Genomic DNA, 15,728 nt, shown 5'->3' with positions numbered 1-15,728 from the left:
GCAGCGACAGGGCCACTAGCTGACGAGCTCCGCCACCTGCCGCTCCATCGCCTGTTGCGGGACGAGGATGCTGCCGCTGCGAGGGCGATCCAGGTCAAGCACGGTGACGAAGGCAACGGCCAGCAGCGTCAGGAACAGCAAGGCGGCCGGGCGATGGGTGCGCTGGCTGGCTGCGCGGTTATACCCCAGCAAACCCGCGCCGCAGATGGCGAAGATGCACAAGAGCAACAGCACGGCTTCGGGAAGGCGCGCCTCGCGTGCGGCAAGGCGTTCCGCGGCGATATCTCCCGCTTCATTGAAGGGCTGGATCAGCAAAGGCCCGCGCGGATCGGGCGGCGTGCGGGCAAGCGAGGCATAGACCAGATCGCCGATGCGGGCGTGCATTCGCGCAGCCTCGGCATAGGCGGCATTGGCATCCGCTTCGTTGGTCGCCCCGCCAAAGGCCAGCCGCGACCGACCGTACTGCGCCAGCAGTTCACGCACCGGGGTGCGATCCTCTGCGGCCAGCAATTCCACGCGGCTGGCAAAGGTGGACAACGCATTGGCCTCGGCCACAACCAGTTCGCGCCGTTCCTCATAACGGTTGAGAGCCATACCGAAGGAAAAGGCGAGCAGCAGCGCCAGCAGGCCGAACACACCGGACAGGGCATGGCCATCGGCGGCATCCTCGGCCTCATCCGCCTCCCCAGCCGCGCGTCCCAACAGCCGCACACCCAGCAGCCTCCCGCTTTCATAGGCGGCCACGGCAATGGCAAGCAACAGGATGAAATCAAGCCATAATGGCGAACCGGCAAACAGCATCGCCCCCTCCCCCGCGCCCGATCGGTGCAGCTACCGCATTCTGGCGATGGCGATGCTGCCCAGCTTGGCAAGATCTTTCGTCGATTCCTCGCAGCGGTTCAAGGCCCTGGCAATGTCCTTCAATCCCTTGCCCTTGCCGGCACGCGTGCGCAGTCTGATCGCTTCATCGGCGGTCCAGGCTTGCCTGTGGCGTTCAAACCGGTCACCTGCCATCAGAAGGGCCATCAGAAGGGCCATCAGAAGGGAACATCCTCGTCATCGACCTCGGCGGCCTTGGCAGCCACCTTCGGCGCCGGAGATTTCTTCGCCCCACCCTTCTTCGCCCCACCCTTCTTCGACGGGGCCTGCTTCACCGCAGGTTTCTTCGCCGCCGCCTTGCGCTTTCCCTTCTTGGCCGGGGCTGCTTCTGCCCGCGCGGTGATGAGCGCCACCGCCTGCTCCTCGGTCAGATCTTCCGGCTTCACATCCTTGGGAATGGTCGCATTGGTCGTGCCATCGGTGACATAGGGGCCATAGCGGCCGGGCATTACTTTCATCTCCCCGCCCGAAACCGGATGCGTGCCCAGCACCTTGATCGGCTCCGCACGGGTGCCGCTGCGCGCGCCGGGGCCGCGATTGGCGGCTTCGGCCAGCAGAGTGACCGCCGCGTTCATGCCGGTTTCGAACACATCGCGCGTGCTGGCCAGCTTGGCATATTTGCCATCATGTTTGAGGTAGGGGCCGTAACGCCCGATATTCGCTTCGATCGGCAGGCCGGTTTCCGGATGATCGCCAATGATGCGCGGCAGGCTGAGCAGTTTCAGCGCCCATTCCAGATCGAATTCGGGGATGTCCTTGGGGATGGAAGCCCGCTTGGCGTCCTTTCCTTCACCCAATTGGATGTAGGGCCCGAACCGCCCGGTCTTGCGTTCCACCGGCAGGCCCGTTTCAGGGTCGGTGCCCATGCTTTCATCATCCGCCCCGTCGCCATCGCCCGGCTGGCCGAATTTGCGGCGGAATGCGCATTCGGGGTAGTTTGAGCAGGCGATAAAGGCACCGAAACGCCCGCCACGCAGCGAAAGCCGCCCGCCACCGCGCCCCTCCGCCAGGCACTTGGGGCAGGCGCGCGGATCGCCGCCATCGGCTTGCGGCGGGAACAGGTAATCGGACAGGAATTCGTCAAGCGCCTCGGTCACTTCGGATGGTTTGCGCTCCATCACCTCGTCGCTGCTCGGCTTGAAATCGCGCCAGAAGGCTTCGAGCACCTTTTTCCATTCGGCCCGCCCGCCGGATACCTCGTCCAGCTCATCCTCCAGCCCGGCGGTGAAATCATACGCCACATAGCGGGGGAAGAAGCGTTCCAGAAATGCTGTAAGAAGTCGTCCCGAATCCTCTGCAAAGAAACGGTTTTTCTCCATGCGGACATAGGCCCGGTCGCGCAGGGTCTGGATGGTGGAGGCATAGGTCGACGGGCGGCCAATCCCGAGTTCCTCCAGCCGCTTCACCAGGCTGGCTTCGGAAAAGCGCGGCGGCGGCTGGGTGAAGTGCTGCACCGCGTCCACCGCCTTCTTGGCCGGGCAATCGCCCTGCCGCATCACCGGCAGCAGGCCGCCATCCTCGTCATCCTCGCCCTTCTGGTCGAAGCTTTCCTGATACACCGCCATGAAGCCGGGAAACTTCACCACCTGCCCGGTGGCGCGCAGTTCATGCCGCCCGGTAGGGTCACGCAGGGCAACCGTTGTGCGTTCGAGCAGGGCGCCTGCCATCTGGCTGGCCATCGCGCGCTTGAAGATGAGGTCATACAGCTTGGCCTCGTCACCCGATCCGGCGCGCTCGCGGGCAAAATCGGTGGGGCGTATCGCTTCGTGCGCTTCCTGCGCGTTCTTGGCCTTGCTGGCGTAGAAGCGCGGCTTGTCGGGCAGGAAATGCGCATCGAACCGTTCCGCAATCGCCTTGCGGCAGGCGGAAATCGCGCCCGCATCCATCTGCACCCCGTCGGTGCGCATATAGGTGATTGCGCCCGCTTCATAGAGCGACTGGGCAAGCCGCATCGTGTGGCTGGCGGAATAGCCCAGCTTGCGCGCGGCTTCCTGTTGCAGGGTGGAGGTGGTGAAGGGCGGCGCGGGGTTGCGCTTCAGCGGCTTGGTCTCGACCTCCTCCACGGTGAAGCGACCCGCTTCCACCGCCGCCTTGGCGCGCATCGCGGTGCCTTCCTCGGCGATGGTCAGCCGGTCGATCTTCTCGCCATCAAACTTCACCAGCCGTGCAGTGAACGCGGTCCCGTCATGCTCCATCAAGACGCTGACAGACCAGTATTCCTGCGGCCGGAATGCCTCGATCTCGCGCTCCCGATCCACGATCAGGCGCAGCGCCACGCTCTGCACGCGGCCGGCGCTTTTCGCGCCGGGCAGCTTGCGCCACAACACCGGGCTGAGCGTGAAGCCGAACAGGTAATCGAGCGCGCGGCGGGCAAGGTAGGCGTCGATCAGATCGGTATCGAGATCGCGCGGCGCCTTCATCGCCTCGGTCACGGCCTGCTTGGTGATGGCGTTGAAGGTGACGCGTTCCACTTTTTTCGGCAGCGCCTTCTTCTGGGCGAGCAGCTCGCGCAGATGCCATGAAATCGCCTCCCCCTCGCGGTCGGGGTCGGTGGCGAGGATAAGGCGGTCGGATTTCTTCGCCGCGTCGGCAATCGCCTTCACCTGATCGCGGTTGCGCTTTTCGGCATAGACTTCCCAGTCCATGGCAAAGCCTTCATCCGGGCGCACGCTGCCATCCTTGGCGGGCAGGTCACGGATATGGCCGTAAGAGGCGAGCACCTTGAAGTCGCCCCCCAGATACTTCTCGATGGTTTTGGCCTTGGCCGGCGATTCGACGATGACAAGCTGCATGGCGAAAGAAGATGATCCTTACACGTGTACGTATGCGTATGTGCGCGATGGTGATGCGCGGCTTGTGGGCGCGTCAATGGGTCTGTAAGTTCGGCTGATGAAAAAGCTGCCTTTTCTTGGCCTCGTCCTCAGCCTGATTAGCTTTCCTGCGGGCGTTGCGGCGCAGGAAAGGCTGGTATCGCCGCCGGTCGCCGGGTTCGAACTGGGGCACGAGGCGGCAAATGCCACCCAGTCCATCCGCGAGGAAGTGCCCGCCGGCGAAGCGGTGCAGAACTGGAGCGCGATCATCACCACGCAGCGCTTCGCCATTGCCAATCCGCCGGTCGAACGGTTCATCGAAGGATTTCGCCAATCGCTGCGCCAATCCTGCCCTGCCGCCCGCATGACGCCGGTGGAAAGCGCCAGCGGGCATGGCGGCCCCGCGCGCATCTTCAGCGCCGATTGCCCGCAAAGTCCGGTAACCGGCGGGCGCGAGACGATGACCGTGCTGGCGATTGCCGGGCAGGACGCGTTGTATGTGAAGCAGGTGGCTTTCCGCGACAGTTACCGTGGCGACCGCAGCTGGGCCGAGGGGTTCCTGCGTGCGACGCGACTGTGCGACGCGGATTGCTGAGCGGTCAGTCGAACACGCTCGCCAGCTCTTCGCCCTGCCCGCTCAGCAATCCATAGGTGGCGACCGACAGCGTGAGGAGGGCAATGCTGAACACCTCGCTCACCACGGCTTCCGCGAGATATCCCAGCGGCCCACCGCGCTCGGCAAAGGGGAACAGGGTAGCCAAGGCGCCCGACGCCAGCACGATCATCACCAGCACCAGAAACAGCGCCAGCATCACCGGGCCGGTATTGCCGCGCGTGCGGTGCCAGCTTTCGCCCAGCGCATCGAACACGCCGCGCCCCTGATCGACATAGATCGCCGGAGCGATCAGCCAGCGCGCGCCCAGAAACAGGCCGGGAATAACGAAGAACACCGTCGCCACGCCAACGCCCAAAAAGCTGACAATGGCGAGGCCCAGAAAGCCCAGATAACGGCCCGACATATCCGCCTTGCCCAGCATCTGCCCGAACAGCCAGCATTGCGCCGCCACGCTGGCGATCAGCACGATCAGGCCGATCAAGCCGTTGTCGCGGTAATACCCGAAACTGTCCGCCGTGCCGGATCCGCCCCCGCCAAGATCAAGGCTGGCATCCAGCCCGCTGGCGATGGCGCTGGCGGGAATGAAGAGCGCCAGATAGGTCAGCACCGCGCGGCGGTTGGCCGAAAGGCGGTCACTCAGGGCGCCGAACAGGTCGCTTAACCGGACACGTATCTGAATATCAGCCATTCTACCCCCCTTGCCTGCCCCTGCCCTCACGAATTCAACGACACCCGCCCGCCCGCATGGCGCACCAGGCGGCCCGCCAGTTCCAGTTCCAGCAGCGCCAGTTGCACCGCGCCCGATGCCGCCCCGCTTTGCCGCACCAGTTCATCCACCGGCACGGGCGCGGTGGTGAGCAGGCCCGCAATATCCGCCGGTTCATCGGCCAATTCGTCATCAACAGCCTGCCACCCCGGCGCGGCTTCGCGGAAGGTGGAGCGCGGGGTGCCGTCAAAACGGCTCAGCAATTCGACCACATCGGCGGGTGAATGCACCAGCACCGCGCCTTCACGGATCAGGCGGTTGCACCCTTCGCTGCGCGGTTCCAGCGGGCTGCCGGGGATCGCCATCACCTCGCGCCCCATTTCGCCCGCCAGCCGCGCGGTGATGAGACTGCCCGATTGCGGCGCGGCCTCCACCACCAGCGTGCCGAGCGAAAGCCCGGCGATGATGCGGTTGCGCTTGGGGAACAGATTTCCGCGCGGTTCGGTCCCCGGCACTTCTTCGGCGAGCAACAGGCCGCGCGTCGCCACCTCCTCCTGCAAATCGCGGTGCTGCGGGGGATAGGTGATGTCGATGCCGCTGGCGATCACGCCAATCGTGCCGCCGCCATTTCCGCCTTTGCCCGCCGCCAGCGCGCCCTGATGCGCGCCGCCGTCAATCCCGCGGGCAAGGCCCGATACGACGGTAAAGCCTGCCTCCGCCAGTTCGCCGCCGAAATCGCGCGCCAGCTTCACCGCCGCCGCGCTTGCATTGCGCGCGCCTACCAGCGCCACGCAGGGCGCCGCAGCCAGCGCGATATGGCCGCGCATCGTCAGGATAGGGGGCGCGTTTTCCGTCTGGGCCAGCATGGGCGGGTAATCGGCCTGATCGTGAAACAGATAGCGCGCACCAGCCCGGCGCACGCCCTCCACCTCGCGCTCCACCACATCGGCAGGCGCGGCGCGGTATGTGCGGGTGCCGCGCCCTGCCAGATCGGGCAGAGCATCAAGCGCGGCAGCAGCGGTGCCAAAGCGACGCAAAAGCTGGCGATAACTGACCGGGCCGATATGCGGGGATCGCAGCAGGCGGATGCGGGCAAACGCCTCCTCCTGCGTCAGCGACGGCCTGCGCGGCGCCTCGACATTCATTTTGCGCCGCCGATGCGCGGTTCCGTGCCTGCGCGCAGGCGGGCAAGGTTTTCGCGGTGCAGCCAGATCACCAGCACGGCCAGCGCGGCAAGCACCGGCACCAGTTCCATGCGTCCCAGCAGCGCCGCCGCAACAGGTGCCGCCACGGCCGCGCTCATCCCGCCAGCCGAGGAAATCCGCGTTACTGCCAGCACGCCAATCCACACCAGCGCATAGGCAAGCCCGATCTGCCAGGCGAGGCCAAAGCACACGCCCGCCAAGGTCGCCACGCCCTTACCGCCCTTGAATTTCAGCCAGACGGGAAAGCAATGCCCCACCACCGCGCCCAATGCGGCGAAGCCCGCCACTTCGGGCAGGAAACGCCACGCCAGCAGCACCGCCGCCAGCCCCTTGCCCAGATCGAGCAGCAGGGTAGCTGCGGCCAGCCCCTTCTTGCCGGTGCGCAGCACATTGGTGGCGCCGATATTGCCGCTGCCAATCTTGCGGATATCGCCCTGCCCGCTTGCCAGCGCCAGCAACAGGCCAAAGGGTATCGAGCCAAGGGCGTAACCCAGCAAAGCTGCGAGAATCCAGTCCATCGCCAATGTTTAGAGCCCCGCTTCCCTTTTGCCCAACCCTAAGTAAAAGGCGAGCGAGCTTCAATATCGTGCCCCAAGGAACGCATCCATTACCGACCCATCCGCCCCCATCCTGATCTTCGATTCGGGCGTTGGCGGCCTCAGTGTGCTGGCCGAAGTGCGCAAGGCGCTGCCACGGGCAAGGATAATCTATGTCGCGGACAGGGCGGCGCTCCCCTATGGCGACAAGAGCGAGGCGGAAATTGCCGCGCGTGTCTGCGGCCTGCTGGGCCGACTGGCCGAACGGTATCACCCGCGCCTGATCTGCATTGCCTGCAACACCGCCAGCACGATTGCACTGGGCATGGTGCGCGATGTGCTGGAAGTGCCGGTGGTGGGCACCGTGCCCGCGATCAAGCCCGCCGCCGAAATGACGCAGACCGGCGTGATCGGCCTGCTGGGCACCGCGGCGACCATCCGGCAGGCCTATGTCGATCGGCTGGAGGCGGAATTTGCTGCGGGCAAGCTGCTGCTGCGTCATGCCGCGCCCGAACTGGTGAGCGCGGCGGAGCAGAAACTGCGCGGGCATACCCCCGATCCTGCTGTCTTTACCCGCGCCGCCCAAGGCCTGCTCAGCCAGCCGCGCGGGGAAGAAATCGACACCGTGGTCCTCGCCTGCACCCATTTCCCACTGCTCGAACCCGAACTCTCCGCCGCCTTCGGCCCGAAAGTGCGATTTATTGACGGAGCGCAAGGTATTGCCCGGCGCGTGGCTTATCTGACACAGGGCCAGCCGTGGAATGGTCCTGCGGCTGGGCAGGATCAGGATTTTGCCATTGTTACAGGCGACGCAAGCGATAACCCGGCTCTTCTCAAAGCGTTCGCGCCCTACGGAATCGGCCGAATCCTGCCGCTTTGATGCGAGCCATTCGCAAACACAGCGCTTTAATTCGGGCGCGGATTTGACTAAGTCCGCCCCCATCACCAGCTGCGAGTCTGACAGCAGCGCAATGCGGATGAAGACGCTGAACTACGATCACATCTTCGACCAGGCGATCGACCGGCTGCACGCCGAAGGCCGCTATCGCGTGTTCATCGACATTTTGCGCAACAAGGGTGCATTCCCCAATGCGCGCTGCTTTGCCGGGCATAACGGGCCCAAACCCATCACCGTGTGGTGCAGCAACGATTACCTCGCCATGGGCCAGCATCCCAAGGTTGTGGCCGCCATGGAAGAGGCGCTCCACGATGTCGGCGCAGGCAGCGGCGGCACGCGCAATATCGGTGGCAACACGCATTACCATGTCGAGCTGGAAGCCGAACTGGCTGACCTGCACGGCAAGGAAGCCGCGCTGCTGTTCACCAGCGGCTATGTCTCGAACGATGCGACGCTGTCGACGCTCGCCAAGCTGCTGCCGGGCTGCGTGATCTTCTCGGATGAATTGAACCATGCCAGCATGATTGCCGGCATCCGCAATTCGGGCTGCGAAAAGCGCATCTGGCGGCACAACGATGTGGCCCATCTGGAAGAGCTGCTGGCCGCCGAAGACCCCGATTGCCCCAAGCTGATCGCATTCGAAAGCGTGTATTCGATGGATGGCGATGTCGCGCCGATCCACGCGATCTGCGACCTGGCGGAAAAATATAACGCTCTCACCTATATCGACGAAGTGCACGCGGTGGGTATGTATGGCGCGCGCGGCGGCGGCATTTCCGAACGCGACGGTGCAGCACACCGCATCGACCTGATCGAAGGCACGCTGGGCAAGGCGTTTGGCGTGATGGGTGGCTATGTCGCGGCCAGCCGCAAGGTGATCGACTGCATCCGATCCTATGCCCCCGGCTTCATTTTCACCACCTCGCTCAGCCCCGTTCTGGTGGCGGGCGTGCTCGCCTCGGTGCGCCACCTCAAGGCCTCCAGCGTGGAGCGGGAGGGCCAGCAGGCCGCCGCCGCCTATCTGAAGCGCGCCTTTGCCGATGCCGGCCTGCCGGTAATGGAAAGCACCACGCATATCGTGCCGCTGATGGTGGGCGATCCGGTGCGCGCCAAGAAGATCAGCGATATCCTGCTGGCCGAATACGGCGTCTATGTGCAGCCGATCAATTTCCCCACCGTGCCGCGCGGAACGGAACGGCTGCGCTTCACGCCCGGCCCGTCGCACACGGTGGAGATGATGGACGAGCTCACCGCCGCCCTCGTCGAAATCTGGGAACGGATGGATCTGGAACTGCGCCGCGCGGCCTGATTGCTCCCCCTGCACCAAAGCCCCGCCAAACTGACCTGCGTCAATTGAAGCGGGCGGGACTGCGGTTATGCTTCCTCTTGCTGCACAGGGTGGGCCTCGATGCAGCGGGGGAGAAATCAGATGTCCATTTCCATTTCACGCCTTGCCGTCTTGCCTTTTGCGCTTGCCATTCTGGCGGGTTGCCAGCAGGCGTCCGAAGCACCAGCGGCCGATACGGCGCAAGCCGGCCTCACCAGCCTGCCGGTCAGCATCAATGCCGCCATGGTCGGCATGATCGACCAGTCTGCCGATTATATCTGGGCCGTAGGCAACGGCGATCTGCCCAAGGATGATCACGATTGGGATCAGGTGCGCGGCGCGGTCTACGACATGATCATTGGCGGGCAGGTGTCCAAGGTGCCGGGCAATGGTGAGTTCGATGCACAGTGGACGGCGGAGGCGGAATGGATTCGCCACTCGGATGAGCTGACCAGGATCGGTCAGGATGCGCTGCCGCTGGTGGAGGCGCGCTCCACCGATCAGGAAGCCTGGCGCGCGATCGGCGATCGGCTTGTCCAGAATTGCCTCGCCTGCCACGAATTGTTCAAGCCCGAAGTGCCGAGCCAGGGCATCCTGCACGAATCCACCGTGCGCGAATCGCTGGGGCAGAGCATTTTCGACTGACGCCGCACACGCGATCGAGGCGGGGCCGGACACGCCGTACGGCCCCGCTTTACGATGCGGCGCGCTACTTCTGCGCCGGCCGGATCACCATGGTGTCAATGGCAGAGGTGCGCAGCAATTCGATAGCCTGACTGCCCAGCGTGGCATGGCGGAACCCGCTTTCGCCGTGGGAACCGAGCACGAGCAGATCGATACCCTTCTCCGCAATCACCTGGCCGATCGCCTTGGGCAAGGCGCCATAAGCCATATGCGTGGTGAGGCGCGCGGTGACGGGCATGGGCAGATTGGCCAGAAACGCGTCCAAGACCTTTGCCTCGGCCTCATAGACCTGATCCTTCACCTGCTCGGCCTTCTGCCATCCGGCAAAGGGCACGCGGTAGGCGTGAATGAGATGCAGTTCGGCTTCCGGAAAAAGCGCGGCGGCCCGCAGCAGCGCATCGCGCGAAATATCGGAAAAATCGCTCGCCACGCCAATCTTGCGATAAGGGGAATGCGGCCGCTGCTTCACCACCAGCACCGGCGCATCGCCATTGCGCAGGACATGGTCCACCGCGGTGCCCAGCACATAATCGCCGATCGAATGGAAACGCGCCACGCCCATGACGATCATCGCCGCGCGCCTGTCCTGCGCCAATGCGGCCAGCGCCACGCCGACCTTGCTGCCGTGGCAAAAGGCGAAATCCACCGCCGCATCGGGATCGGGCAGGCAACCCCGCACCATGGCGTGGAGCGCCTGACCCTCCACCTCCTTGGCTTGACCGGCGATCACATGACCCAGCACCACCGGGCGGCCCAACTGATGGCCAAGTTGCAGCGCCCGGTCCACCGCGCGGTCGTTGCGTGCGCCAAAATCGGTCGCCACCAGGATCGGTTCACTCATCGGAAAACTCCTGCCTTCACCCCCGGCGTGAACCTAGGGGTCAGGCAGGCGGCACGTAAAGGCTTTCCGGCACCCAGAGGCACCGAAAAGCCCTGAAGCCAGTTTATCGCAGGCTCACCACATTATCGCTGGCCGGGCGCACCCGGTCGCCGCGATAGAGGCTGGCCATCGGCTCGTCCTCCACCACGAAAGCGCGCGTTGCGCCAAAGCCGTTGAAGCGCGTGCTCATCGCGGCCCCGTATGCGCCCAGCATACCGATTTCGATGTAATCGCCCGCCTGGATATCCGCCGGCAGCAGGAAGGGGCCCTTCATGTAATCGGCATCGTCGCAAGTGGGGCCGTAAAAGGCGAATTCGGCTTCGGGCTGCGACAAATCGTCTTCCAGCGCGCGCACCGGAAAGCGCCAGTCGACATGGGCAGCATCGAACAGCGCGCCATAGGCGCCGTCATTGATATACAGCTCGTCGCCGCGCCGCTTTTCCACCTTCACGACGATGGAGGAATATTCGGCGCACAATGCGCGGCCCGGTTCCGCCCACAGTTCCGCCGAATAGGAAATCGGCAGCATTTCGAAATGGCGGTGGATCTGCGCGAAGTAATCTTCCAGCGGCGGCGGCTCCATGCCCGGATAGGAGGACGGGAAGCCCCCGCCCACATCCACGATGTCCACCGTCACCGCTGCCTCGGCAATCGCCGCGCGCACGCGTTCCAGCGCTTGAACATAGGCAAAGGGCGTCATCGCCTGGCTGCCGACATGGAAACAGATGCCCAGCGCGTCGCAATGCTGGCGGGTCGCCTGCAAAAGCGGGGCAGCATCGGCCAGATCCACGCCAAACTTGGCAGCCAACGACAGCTCCGAATGTTCGGAGGAGACTCGCAGGCGCACCAGCAATTGCAGATCAGCCGCAGCCTCCCCCGCTTCGTTGGTGGTGGCTTCCACGATCTTCGCCAGCTCCTCAGGAGTGTCGAGGCTGAAGGTTTTCACGCCGTGCTGGAAATAGGCCTCGCGGATGGCACCGGCGGTCTTGACCGGGTGCATGAAGCACAGCTTCGCCTGCGGCAAAGTCTCGCGCACCATGCGCACCTCGCCAATCGAAGCGACGTCGTAATGCGTGATGCCATTGTCCCACAGGATGCGGATGAGATCGGGCGAAGGGTTGGCCTTCACCGCATACATCGCCGTGCCGGGAAACTTCTGGGCAAAGAAGTACGCTGCCCGCGCCGCTGCGTGCGGGCGGTTGAGGATGACAGCGTCGTCCGGCGAAAGGGTGCGCGCTAACGCCCGTGCGTCTGGGAAATTGTGCAACTCAAGGGACCCCCAATTGGCCGCGAGGCCGGTTAGACAACAAAGCTGCCTTGCGGTTTGGAAGTCCCCATGGGGCAGCAGGAGGGCGGCATATAAGGGGATAGATTAACGATGCAAGAACGAAACGTGTCACATCTGCAATTCGTTTCGCATCGCGTTGTTATCGCGTCAAAACTTTACAGCAGGAACCGCGTCGACCACGCCCTGTTCGCTATCGTCCAGCCGGTGGAAATCCGCCTTGGCAAAGCCCAGCATACCCGCAAACAGCACCGCCGGAAACGACTCGATGCCGGTGTTGTAACGCGAGACTGCTGCATTCAGCGCGCGGCGCGCGGCGGCCAGCTTGTCCTCCACATCGGCCAGTTCCAGCTGCAATTGCTGGAAATTGGCGCTGGCCTTGAGGTCGGGATAGGCTTCCCCCAGTGCCAGGAGCTTGTCCAGCGCCACGCGCAATTGCGCCTCGTTCGCGGAATTGGGCGAGCCGGATGCCGCTGCGTTGCGCGCCTCGATCACCGCTTGCAGCGTGCCTGCCTCATGCGCGGCATAACCCTGCACCGTGCTAACCAGATTGGGGATCAGATCGTGTCGCTGTCGCAACTGTGCGTCGATATCGGCCACGCCCTGATTCACGTTTTGCCTGAGCGCCACCAGCCGGTTGTAGATGCCGATCAGCACCCCGCCCAGCACGACCAGCACAGCAATGCCGATAACCAGTTCCATGTGACCCCCGCTCTTTCCCCGCAGGCCTGCATTGTGCCATCAATGTCGGCAAGGCGCAAAGGGGCATTGGGGGGCAAGTGAATGATCGAGCGGCCGGATATCGACGCGCTGATGTCTGGCGAGCTGGGCGAATGGCTCACCGCACAGGCACAGGTTCGCGCGGCCGCGCGCGAGGAGAGCAACGGACGGTTGGTCAAGGCGGCCTTTGTGGTGCTGCCGCTGGCGGCGTTCCTGCTGTTCGGGCCGGGTTGGGATATCGAGGTGAAGATCTGGCTGATCGCCCTGGCGGGGATTGCATCGGGCGTGTGGATCTATGCTCCGAAGGCAAAGGCGATCCGGCAGACCAAGGAAGGGATCAATTCCGCACTCGCCGCCGCACTGGGCCTCACCTATTCGCACGACTGCGAACCGGGTGCGGGCTTTGATCGCGCAAAGCTGTTCAGGATGCTGCCGGGCTATAGCCGCGCCAAATTCGAGGACAAATGGTGGGGGCAGATCGGCACCCGTGCCTTCACCCTGCACGAGGCGCATCTGGAACAGAAGCGGCAAAGCGGGAAGAACAGCCATTATGTCACCGTGTTTCGCGGGCCGGTGATGACGATTGCGGCAGGCCGGAGATTCCACGGGGTGACGCTGGTGGAACGATCGGGCAAGCACAAGAAATTCGGTTTATTTGGCGAGAAGGACCGGCTGGAAATCTCCGGCCTCATTCTCGACAAGGCCGATATGGTGCATCCCGGTTTCGAGGACCAGTTCACCGTCTATTCCACCGATCAGGTGGAGGCCCGTTATCTTGTCCATCCCGGCTATGTCGAAAAGATGATCGCGCTGGAGGCCGCCTTTTCCGGCAGCAAGATCCGCACCCTGTTTCACGAAGGTGAGGTGACCGTGGTGCTGGAGGTCAGGAATATGTTCGAAAGCGGCCAGATGGACGCAGGCCGCGACCGGGAAATGGTTGCGGCCTGCGTGGCACAATTCATGGCGATGGCCGATCTGGCGGCGTCAGTGAGCGAGGCCGACCGACGCTAGACCGCCTCAATCCGCAAACAGCTTGGCCCACCGGCGCGGGGTGCGGGTGCGATCCTTTTGGCGGTGCCAGGCATCCGATGCCAGCAGCGGCATCACCGAACCGGCCTCGGCAAACACCATCTGTTCGATGCCGGTATTCACCTTGCCCCAGCTCGCCGCTTCCTGCAGCGTGGAGGACGAACACGCCCCGTCGCGCACATCGGCCACGGTGATCTGCACCGCGTATTTGTGCACCGCCACATCTTCATGGCCCAGGATTTCCGCGCACACGACGGTGTCCTGAATGAAGTTCTTGGGCACGCCGCCACCCACCATCAGCAGGCCGGATTCGCCCGCCTTAATCTTGATGTCGGTCAGTTCGCGGAAATCCGCGATCGCGTCGATCATCATGTAAGGCTTGCCTTCCTTCATGCGGTCGACCTGATGCTTGACCAGACCGAACCCGGCCGAGCTGTCGACAAAAGCCGGGCAGAAGATCGGCACATCATGCTCGTAAGCCAGCTTGACGAGGCTGTTTTCCTTCTTGCCGTGCTGGGCCAGATACTTGCCCATTTCGCGGATGAAGGCGCGGCTGGAATATGCCTTGGGCTCCAGCTCGTTGGCGATCTTGTTGATCGTGAAGTCGCAGTCCTGCAACTGCTCTTCATCGATATAGGTGTCGTAGATGCGGTCGATATACAGGCTGCGCAGCGTGTCATCATCGGGCACTTCCAGCGCCTGATAATGCTTGTGGCCCAACCCTTCGAAGAAATCCATGTCGACGATGGTGGCCCCGGTGGCGACCACGCAATCCACCATGTTGGAACGGATCAGTTCGGCATACAGATCCATGCAGCCGCCCGCGCTGGTGGAACCGGCGATAACGAGGAAGATCGTGCAGTCCTTGTCTTCCAGCATCTGGTTGTAGATGCGCGTGGCGCGCGCCAGATCGCGGCTGGTGAAGCTCATCTTGCCCATCGCATCGATGATGGGGCGGGCATCGAAGCTGGTGATGTCGATATGCTCGACCGTGGTGGACAGCAGCTCTGCCTTGCGGTTGCTGTTGCCAGAGACGCTTTTCGCTGTGTCACTCATCGTCATTCTCCAGTGCTTCAGGGCCGGGCCGTCGCCCCCGCGACGCGAGGGTTCCCGATAGAAGGGCGCGCCCGATAAGGGATGGCGCACCTTGCGTAAACAGGTAATTCGTACAGGCTTATGACGGCACAAACTCCCATGCGAAACCCCGATGCGGCAGGCGTGGCCCGCGCTGCGGCGAAAATGGCGCAAATCCTGGCCCCGACCCCGCTCTTGCCGGTGGAGCATGAGGGGCGCAGCTTCTGGCTGAAGGCGGAATGTCTGCAACCCGTGGGTGCGTTCAAGATCAGGGGTGCGTGGCACCGCTTGACCGACCTTTCGGACGAGCAGCGCGCCCGCGGGGTGGTGGCGGTATCCAGCGGCAATCACGCGCAAGGGGTGGCTTGGGCCGCGCGCCGGTTGGGCATAAAGGCCGCCATCGTCATGCCCGCCGATGCGCCGCGCCTGAAGCTGGAACGGACGCGCGAATTGGGCGCAGAGGTCATCACTTACGACCGGATGCGCGAAAACCGCGAAGACATTGCGCAGGCCTTGGCCACCGAACAGGGCGCAGCCTATGTCCACGCCTTTGCCGATCCGTGGGTGATCGAAGGGCAAGGCAGCGCCGGGATCGAGATCGCCGCGCAACTGGGCCGCCAGCCTTCGCGCCTGATCGTGTGCTGCGGCGGTGGCGGGTTGACCGCTGGTCTGGCGCTGGCCTGCCCCGATGCCGAGATAATCCCGGTGGAACCGGAAGGCTGGGACGATGTGGGCCGGTCGCTGGCCAGCGGCACCATCGAGTCGGTCGGCCCCAACCCGCCACCGACTGCCTGCGACGCCTTGCAGACCTTCGCCACCGCCCCAATCAACTTCGCCGTGCTGAAGCGCCGCTGCGCCTTTGGCCTGAGTGTGACCGAGGCCGAAATCCGCGTTGCGCAGCGTTTTGCCTTCGCGCGCCTCAGACTGGTGCTGGAACCGGGCGGCGCGGTCGCGCTGGCCGCCGTGCTGGCACACAAGGCAGAGGCCGACAGCGATACGGTGATCATTGCCAGCGGCGGCAATACCGATCCGGCCGATTTTGCGGCCGTGCTGCGTCCAGATTAGGTTTCAATTGACAA

Annotated in this window: 16 protein-coding genes; 6 read left to right on the top strand and 10 right to left on the bottom strand. The window is 64.0% G+C overall.

Features of this window, described 5'->3' with window-relative positions:
• Window positions 1-15: 15 nt before the first annotated feature.
• From WFP44_RS02630 to topA, 3 genes are read right to left on the bottom strand one after another with little or no spacing between them, the layout of a single operon-like run.
• Window positions 16-801 carry a bestrophin-like domain gene (locus tag WFP44_RS02630; protein ID WP_336924800.1) on the bottom strand — a complete coding sequence of 262 codons (786 nt, stop codon included), beginning with the start codon at window positions 799-801 and terminating at the stop codon, window positions 16-18.
• A gap of 30 nt (window positions 802-831) precedes the next feature.
• Window positions 832-1,014 carry a hypothetical protein gene (locus WFP44_RS02625; RefSeq protein ID WP_336924799.1) on the bottom strand — a complete coding sequence of 61 codons (183 nt, stop codon included), beginning with the start codon at window positions 1,012-1,014 and terminating at the stop codon, window positions 832-834.
• Between the two features lie 23 nt (window positions 1,015-1,037).
• Window positions 1,038-3,671: a type I DNA topoisomerase gene (gene topA, locus WFP44_RS02620; protein ID WP_336924798.1), complete on the bottom strand. Its 2,634-nt coding sequence runs from the start codon at window positions 3,669-3,671 to the stop codon at window positions 1,038-1,040.
• 97 nt (window positions 3,672-3,768) lie between these two features.
• On the opposite strand from topA, the gene WFP44_RS02615 reads away from it, so the two are divergent.
• The gene (locus tag WFP44_RS02615; protein ID WP_336924797.1) at window positions 3,769-4,284 is read left to right on the top strand and encodes a hypothetical protein; all 516 of its coding nucleotides are present in this window, start codon (window positions 3,769-3,771) and stop codon (window positions 4,282-4,284) included.
• A 4-nt stretch (window positions 4,285-4,288) separates the two neighbouring features.
• On the opposite strand, the gene WFP44_RS02610 is transcribed toward WFP44_RS02615, so the two are convergent.
• From WFP44_RS02610 to plsY, 3 genes are read right to left on the bottom strand one after another with little or no spacing between them, the layout of a single operon-like run.
• Window positions 4,289-4,993, bottom strand: a complete 705-nt coding sequence (locus tag WFP44_RS02610; RefSeq protein WP_336924796.1) for a hypothetical protein — start codon at window positions 4,991-4,993, stop codon at window positions 4,289-4,291.
• Window positions 4,994-5,019: 26 nt separating this feature from the next.
• Entirely contained in the window at window positions 5,020-6,156 is a 1,137-nt protein-coding gene (dprA, locus tag WFP44_RS02605; protein ID WP_336924795.1) for a DNA-processing protein DprA, read from the bottom strand.
• Window positions 6,153-6,734, bottom strand: a complete 582-nt coding sequence (gene plsY, locus WFP44_RS02600) for a glycerol-3-phosphate 1-O-acyltransferase PlsY (RefSeq protein ID WP_336924794.1) — start codon at window positions 6,732-6,734, stop codon at window positions 6,153-6,155. Before plsY ends, dprA begins: the two co-directional genes overlap by 4 nt.
• A gap of 88 nt (window positions 6,735-6,822) precedes the next feature.
• On the opposite strand from plsY, the gene murI reads away from it, so the two are divergent.
• The 3 genes from murI (at window position 6,823) to WFP44_RS02585 (ending at window position 9,622) form a co-directional block, all read left to right on the top strand.
• Window positions 6,823-7,632, top strand: coding sequence for a glutamate racemase (gene murI / locus WFP44_RS02595; protein ID WP_336925031.1), 810 nt, complete (start codon window positions 6,823-6,825; stop codon window positions 7,630-7,632).
• A 106-nt stretch (window positions 7,633-7,738) separates the two neighbouring features.
• The gene (hemA, locus tag WFP44_RS02590) at window positions 7,739-8,959 is read left to right on the top strand and encodes a 5-aminolevulinate synthase (RefSeq protein WP_336925030.1); all 1,221 of its coding nucleotides are present in this window, start codon (window positions 7,739-7,741) and stop codon (window positions 8,957-8,959) included.
• Between the two features lie 120 nt (window positions 8,960-9,079).
• The gene (locus WFP44_RS02585) at window positions 9,080-9,622 is read left to right on the top strand and encodes a hypothetical protein (protein ID WP_336924793.1); all 543 of its coding nucleotides are present in this window, start codon (window positions 9,080-9,082) and stop codon (window positions 9,620-9,622) included.
• A 64-nt stretch (window positions 9,623-9,686) separates the two neighbouring features.
• On the opposite strand, the gene WFP44_RS02580 is transcribed toward WFP44_RS02585, so the two are convergent.
• The 3 genes from WFP44_RS02580 to WFP44_RS02570 form a co-directional block, all read right to left on the bottom strand.
• The gene (locus WFP44_RS02580; protein WP_336924792.1) at window positions 9,687-10,502 is read right to left on the bottom strand and encodes a universal stress protein; all 816 of its coding nucleotides are present in this window, start codon (window positions 10,500-10,502) and stop codon (window positions 9,687-9,689) included.
• A gap of 103 nt (window positions 10,503-10,605) precedes the next feature.
• Window positions 10,606-11,808: a type III PLP-dependent enzyme gene (locus WFP44_RS02575; protein WP_336924791.1), complete on the bottom strand. Its 1,203-nt coding sequence runs from the start codon at window positions 11,806-11,808 to the stop codon at window positions 10,606-10,608.
• A 168-nt stretch (window positions 11,809-11,976) separates the two neighbouring features.
• The gene (locus WFP44_RS02570) at window positions 11,977-12,528 is read right to left on the bottom strand and encodes a LemA family protein (protein ID WP_336924790.1); all 552 of its coding nucleotides are present in this window, start codon (window positions 12,526-12,528) and stop codon (window positions 11,977-11,979) included.
• Between the two features lie 81 nt (window positions 12,529-12,609).
• Here WFP44_RS02570 and WFP44_RS02565 point away from each other — a divergent pair, with 81 nt between their 5' ends.
• Entirely contained in the window at window positions 12,610-13,557 is a 948-nt protein-coding gene (locus WFP44_RS02565; protein ID WP_336924789.1) for a DUF3137 domain-containing protein, read from the top strand.
• Window positions 13,558-13,563: 6 nt separating this feature from the next.
• Here the strand turns inward: WFP44_RS02565 and WFP44_RS02560 are convergent, their stop codons facing one another.
• Window positions 13,564-14,631: a 1,9-bis(guanidino)-5-aza-nonane synthase gene (locus WFP44_RS02560; protein WP_336924788.1), complete on the bottom strand. Its 1,068-nt coding sequence runs from the start codon at window positions 14,629-14,631 to the stop codon at window positions 13,564-13,566.
• A gap of 120 nt (window positions 14,632-14,751) precedes the next feature.
• Between WFP44_RS02560 and WFP44_RS02555 the strand changes: the two genes are divergently transcribed.
• Window positions 14,752-15,714 (top strand): threonine ammonia-lyase, encoded by a 963-nt coding sequence (locus tag WFP44_RS02555; RefSeq protein WP_336924787.1) that lies wholly within the window; start codon window positions 14,752-14,754, stop codon window positions 15,712-15,714.
• Window positions 15,715-15,728: the final 14 nt, after the last annotated feature.

It is taken from the genome of Alteraurantiacibacter palmitatis (assembly GCF_037154115.1).
Taxonomy (GTDB): domain Bacteria; phylum Pseudomonadota; class Alphaproteobacteria; order Sphingomonadales; family Sphingomonadaceae; genus Alteraurantiacibacter; species Alteraurantiacibacter palmitatis.
The sequence above is the reverse complement of the archived record's forward strand: the minus strand, read 5'-3'. Positions and strand labels throughout refer to the sequence as shown.

What these genes read in the sequence shown, in the direction of transcription:
- WFP44_RS02555 (WP_336924787.1), top strand. Translation starts at nt 14,752, where the DNA reads ATGACGGCACAAACTCCCATGCGAAACCCCGATGCGGCAGGCGTGGCC.
- WFP44_RS02560 (WP_336924788.1), bottom strand. Translation starts at nt 14,631, where the DNA reads ATGAGTGACACAGCGAAAAGCGTCTCTGGCAACAGCAACCGCAAGGCA.
- WFP44_RS02570 (WP_336924790.1), bottom strand. Translation starts at nt 12,528, where the DNA reads ATGGAACTGGTTATCGGCATTGCTGTGCTGGTCGTGCTGGGCGGGGTG.
- plsY (WP_336924794.1), bottom strand. Translation starts at nt 6,734, where the DNA reads ATGGACTGGATTCTCGCAGCTTTGCTGGGTTACGCCCTTGGCTCGATA.
- WFP44_RS02630 (WP_336924800.1), bottom strand. Translation starts at nt 801, where the DNA reads ATGCTGTTTGCCGGTTCGCCATTATGGCTTGATTTCATCCTGTTGCTT.
- WFP44_RS02610 (WP_336924796.1), bottom strand. Translation starts at nt 4,993, where the DNA reads ATGGCTGATATTCAGATACGTGTCCGGTTAAGCGACCTGTTCGGCGCC.
- WFP44_RS02580 (WP_336924792.1), bottom strand. Translation starts at nt 10,502, where the DNA reads ATGAGTGAACCGATCCTGGTGGCGACCGATTTTGGCGCACGCAACGAC.
- WFP44_RS02565 (WP_336924789.1), top strand. Translation starts at nt 12,610, where the DNA reads ATGATCGAGCGGCCGGATATCGACGCGCTGATGTCTGGCGAGCTGGGC.
- dprA (WP_336924795.1), bottom strand. Translation starts at nt 6,156, where the DNA reads ATGAATGTCGAGGCGCCGCGCAGGCCGTCGCTGACGCAGGAGGAGGCG.
- WFP44_RS02615 (WP_336924797.1), top strand. Translation starts at nt 3,769, where the DNA reads ATGAAAAAGCTGCCTTTTCTTGGCCTCGTCCTCAGCCTGATTAGCTTT.
- WFP44_RS02625 (WP_336924799.1), bottom strand. Translation starts at nt 1,014, where the DNA reads ATGGCAGGTGACCGGTTTGAACGCCACAGGCAAGCCTGGACCGCCGAT.
- topA (WP_336924798.1), bottom strand. Translation starts at nt 3,671, where the DNA reads ATGCAGCTTGTCATCGTCGAATCGCCGGCCAAGGCCAAAACCATCGAG.
- WFP44_RS02585 (WP_336924793.1), top strand. Translation starts at nt 9,080, where the DNA reads ATGTCCATTTCCATTTCACGCCTTGCCGTCTTGCCTTTTGCGCTTGCC.